A 3,836-nucleotide genomic window follows, 5' to 3' on the forward strand; every position below is an offset into this window, starting at 1 on the left:
ATTTTTGGCAGAGTTGCAAGACGAGCAAAAATGGGAAACCCGTTTTGCTGCTACAACAGACGATCAATGGGATCAGATGGCAGCAATGGTGCGGCAGGAAATCGCAGCAGGAGGAACAGTTCCACTTGGTGAAGTATTCCCAACACAAAAGTGAAGTCAAGTGTCACCAAGTCATTTCGCAAGCGGTTGGACGATCTTCCTGAATCCGTTCAGGAGCAAGCCGATAAAGCCTATGCCCTTTGGCAGGAAGACCCCTATCATCCAAGTCTTCAGTTCAAACGTGTTAGTCAGAAGCAACTGATTTATTCTGCTCGTGTCAGCCTCAACTACCGTGTCTTGGGTTTGTTGGAATCTGATCATATCTACTGGTACTAGATTGGCACGCATGATGAGTACGATGAATTACTGAAACGGATGTAGTTCGAAGCGATCGGTGAAGCCCCTAAATGCAATGGGGGGGATGGGTTACTTTGCTCACGAGGCACAGTCGCGATCGCAAACATTTCTCGATTAGAATCAGAGCATAGGCAACATTTGAGACACACTGAGTACGCTGTCTATGGAAACGCTCACCATCAATGCATCAAAAGCAGCATTAACTGAAGCGCAGTTTTACAATATTTGCCGTCAAAATGAAGGATTGCGCTTTGAGATGACCGCACAGGGAGATCTAGTCGTTATGCCTCCAGTTGGCGGTTTAAGTGGAAGTCGTGAATCTGATTTAAATGCAGATGTGCAAATTTGGAATCGGCGTACTGGCTTAGGTCGGGTATTTAGTTCTTCAACAGTATTTCAATTACCCAATGGTGCAAAACGATCACCCGATGTTGCCTGGGTTGAACAAAGTCGCTGGGATGCCCTCTCAAAAGAAGCACAAGAACGGTTCCCACCCCTAGCTCCCGATTTTGTGATTGAGTTGCGCTCTCGGACCGATGACCTAGCTGTGCTGCAAGCGACAATGCAGGAATATGCAGAAAATGGCGTGCGGCTCGGTTGGCTGATCAATCCCCAGGATCAGCAAGTGGAGATTTATCAACCAGAACAAGATACAGAAGTGCGATCGCTGCCGACTCAACTACTAGGGGAAGAGGTATTGCCAGGTTTTACTCTGGATTTACCGCAGTTTTAGGGGTTAGGATCTTAATATCCAGCTCTTTTAGCGCCTATACCCTACATGAGGCTCACCTAAGTCCCTCTATTCAGGCTAAAACCTCCACTTCAGCGCAGTTTTGGCATAAACCAAAAAATTCTAGGGTGTGGTAAAAGACCTGAAATTTCTGGGTTTGGGCAAGTTCTTGTTCTAACGCGTGGACTGGACAATTCATTAATGGCATGGAATTGCCACAGTTTACACAGGTCAGATGATGCCGATGAGCAGAGGCAATACTATAAACCGCTTCACCATTTGGCAAAGGACGCGTTTGTACCTTTCCACGCTGTTGGAGAACTTTGAGGGCACGGTAAATCGTTGCCAACCCTACTCTTTGTTGCTGCTTTTTTAATTCTTGATGCAGATCTTGAGCCGAGAATTCTTGGGGAGTGGAAAAAAGAACTTCCAACACGCGCCGCTGATGGGGAGTTAATTTCTCGGGTATGCTCATTTCCTTACTGCACCACAGCTTTTTGGCAAAATACAAGATTGTTAGACATGATTATCATTCTCATTTTATGATAGCAGCCGTGCTTAAGAGACCGTCAATATTACGATTTAACCCTACCCCCTGAGACGTCTTTTGGGGTTAACGACCAGGAGAATGCAATTACTTCAGGCAATTGCAGAGGATTAATTGTGCCCCAAACGTGATTCACGGTAACCATTTTGGATCGATACCTGAGCCAACGGAAGAAGGCTGCGGCTCACTACTGTCTAAGAGCAAAATCCACAAATTACTGGTGGTCACTGAACCGTCCTGATTCGTCTGAGCAATCTCTGGATTGTCGGGACTCGCTTCAATCGCTTGGTCGAATAGCAACGCTGAACCATCTGGAGCGAGAGCCATATTAGTATCACGCTGATTGGTTAGATTCAAAAGCCTAGTTTCTGCTTGGGTAGCTAAGTCAATCGTTGCCAGATACAGGATTTCTATATACTCTTCGCCAGGGCTCACCTGAGTCAGCAAACAGTACAGTAACTGTTTTTTGGGGTCAAAGGTCGCTCTGAGAATTGAGCCGCTTGTTTTGAGCAATTCGGTTTGCTGGCCCTGAGTCGTAACTAAAAACAAAGACTTAGTGAAATCGGGGTTGAATTTGAGCATCGTCGCGGCTGATCCGTCTCTCGCAAAGCTTAAAACCATCCCAAACTTGGGCAGAAACTCCAAGGGCTGATCATTCTCACTGCCTTCTAGGGGTAAGATAGCCAATCCTTGGCCTTGGGCAATCACTAAGGATTGGCTATCAGGGGCAATCAAGAAATTGCCACCTTCGACCTTCTCTAATAGTTGGATGGATTTGCCTGTGGGGAGTTGCCAAAGACTGACCTGACCAAGCCCTGTTCCTTCTTTAAGTGCCCGTTGGACAACAATTCGACTGCCATCTGCAGCGAGGTCGAATTTGAGAATTTGATATTTCTGGTTATCCAAAATCTCTTCAATCTCGCCTGGGGGTTTTTGAGAACTGTTATTTAGATCAGGCGGATTGGCCTGTAACCCTGTCGTGACAGTGTACAGTTTGGGGTTAAATTCTCCTTCAGAGACCAGACGCTTGGCCGTGGCGGCGAATAAAATGCGATCGCCATAGGGATACGGTTTAAATTCTGTGACGACTAGATCGGCAGGCGTCAGAATCGTTTTTTGGTCTTGGGTTAAATTCTGGAGAATTAATCGACCTGATTCTTCCCCATTCACACCGATGTAGACATAGGCGCGATCTCGACTCCGAAACGTCCCCGAAAACGGCTGCATCACCTTGGGCTGGGCATTGGGACTCAGACCTACTTCCGCCACTTGGCTTAGCTGAACTTTAAATTCAGTCCCGTAAGGCATGGGCTCAGTCAACGTATAGGCCAGTCGTCGGCCGGACCAGCTCAGTTTTCCCGGCAACTCAGGGGTTAAAGTCAGGTTTTCTTCCACCTTGGGCCAATCCATCGGCCGATTAAACGACAAGATAAACGCGGCATCTTCCATGCCAACTCGTTTCTCTTGCCAATTAAAATCTCGAACAATCGGTACCGTATGGTCTCCCCCCATGATGATCAAGCCGATCAGGAATGTGAGAGCGGCCATCATGATGATGGCAATACGATCCAGGGGGTAAATCCGGTGCTTCATAGGGCTATATATGGAAACGCTGACAAATACGGCTTCAAAAATAGGTCGTTTTAGCTGTTTGGGGCCTTTTCAGGCCAGACAGAACAGTTCAGATGATGTCGATTAGGGAAACACCTCACTGGCGAATGCATCCGAGCACCAGTACCCGCCCCAGGCCAAGATTAAGGAGAAGCAAGTCGCCGCGATTGCCTGACGACCCATCAATGCCAAGGCAAATCGGAGAGACTGTTCTCGGGCAATCGTCAGAGCCGTAACCAAACACGGCAACAAGACACCTGCCAGATAGACCCCTGTGAGAATCTGCAGCGGTGTGAGAGCAGAGAGGGTTTCGGCTTCAGCAAAGAGCAGCAGACCATCTTTACGAATAGAGGCCAGAATCATGGGCAAGGCTGCTTCTGGAGGAAGGCGAAAGATCTGCATTAGGGGATGAATAATAGATGCTGCAGCTGTTAGAAAACTCAGCTGATCTAACATCGATGCGATCAAGGTAATGGCCACAAAAATGGGAATGGCATTGGTAAAAAACTGATGCAGCGTGCCCTGGGTTTCTCGCCAGATGGTGGCCCAGCG

5 protein-coding genes are annotated in these 3,836 nt (G+C 47.7%); 2 read left to right on the forward strand and 3 right to left on the reverse strand.

Annotated elements, in window-relative coordinates:
- The first annotated feature begins 150 nt into the window (after nucleotides 1-150).
- Together Q0986_RS22865 and Q0986_RS03280 are read left to right on the forward strand one after the other, a co-directional pair.
- Entirely contained in the window at nucleotides 151-375 is a 225-nt protein-coding gene (locus Q0986_RS22865) for a hypothetical protein (protein ID WP_366918501.1), read from the forward strand.
- A gap of 184 nt (nucleotides 376-559) precedes the next feature.
- The gene (locus tag Q0986_RS03280; protein ID WP_299403718.1) at nucleotides 560-1,129 is read left to right on the forward strand and encodes a Uma2 family endonuclease; all 570 of its coding nucleotides are present in this window, start codon (nucleotides 560-562) and stop codon (nucleotides 1,127-1,129) included.
- A gap of 70 nt (nucleotides 1,130-1,199) precedes the next feature.
- Here the strand turns inward: Q0986_RS03280 and Q0986_RS03285 are convergent, their stop codons facing one another.
- The 3 genes from Q0986_RS03285 to Q0986_RS03295 all read right to left on the reverse strand — a co-directional run.
- Complete coding sequence (locus tag Q0986_RS03285; protein WP_299403724.1) at nucleotides 1,200-1,595, reverse strand: Fur family transcriptional regulator; 396 nt, start codon at nucleotides 1,593-1,595, stop codon at nucleotides 1,200-1,202.
- A 210-nt stretch (nucleotides 1,596-1,805) separates the two neighbouring features.
- On the reverse strand, nucleotides 1,806-3,266 hold the full coding sequence (locus tag Q0986_RS03290; RefSeq protein WP_299403721.1) for a hypothetical protein: 1,461 nt from the start codon (nucleotides 3,264-3,266) through the stop codon (nucleotides 1,806-1,808).
- Between the two features lie 102 nt (nucleotides 3,267-3,368).
- Nucleotides 3,369-3,836: nucleoside recognition domain-containing protein (locus Q0986_RS03295; protein ID WP_366918502.1), on the reverse strand; the 468-nt coding region annotated here is incomplete at its 5' end.

This window comes from Acaryochloris sp. IP29b_bin.148, from assembly GCF_028285565.1.
Classification (GTDB): domain Bacteria; phylum Cyanobacteriota; class Cyanobacteriia; order Thermosynechococcales; family Thermosynechococcaceae; genus Acaryochloris.

Coding starts and splice junctions, on each gene's coding strand:
- Q0986_RS03280 (WP_299403718.1), top strand. CDS start 560: ATGGAAACGCTCACCATCAATGCATCAAAAGCAGCATTAACTGAAGCG.
- Q0986_RS03290 (WP_299403721.1), bottom strand. CDS start 3,266: ATGAAGCACCGGATTTACCCCCTGGATCGTATTGCCATCATCATGATG.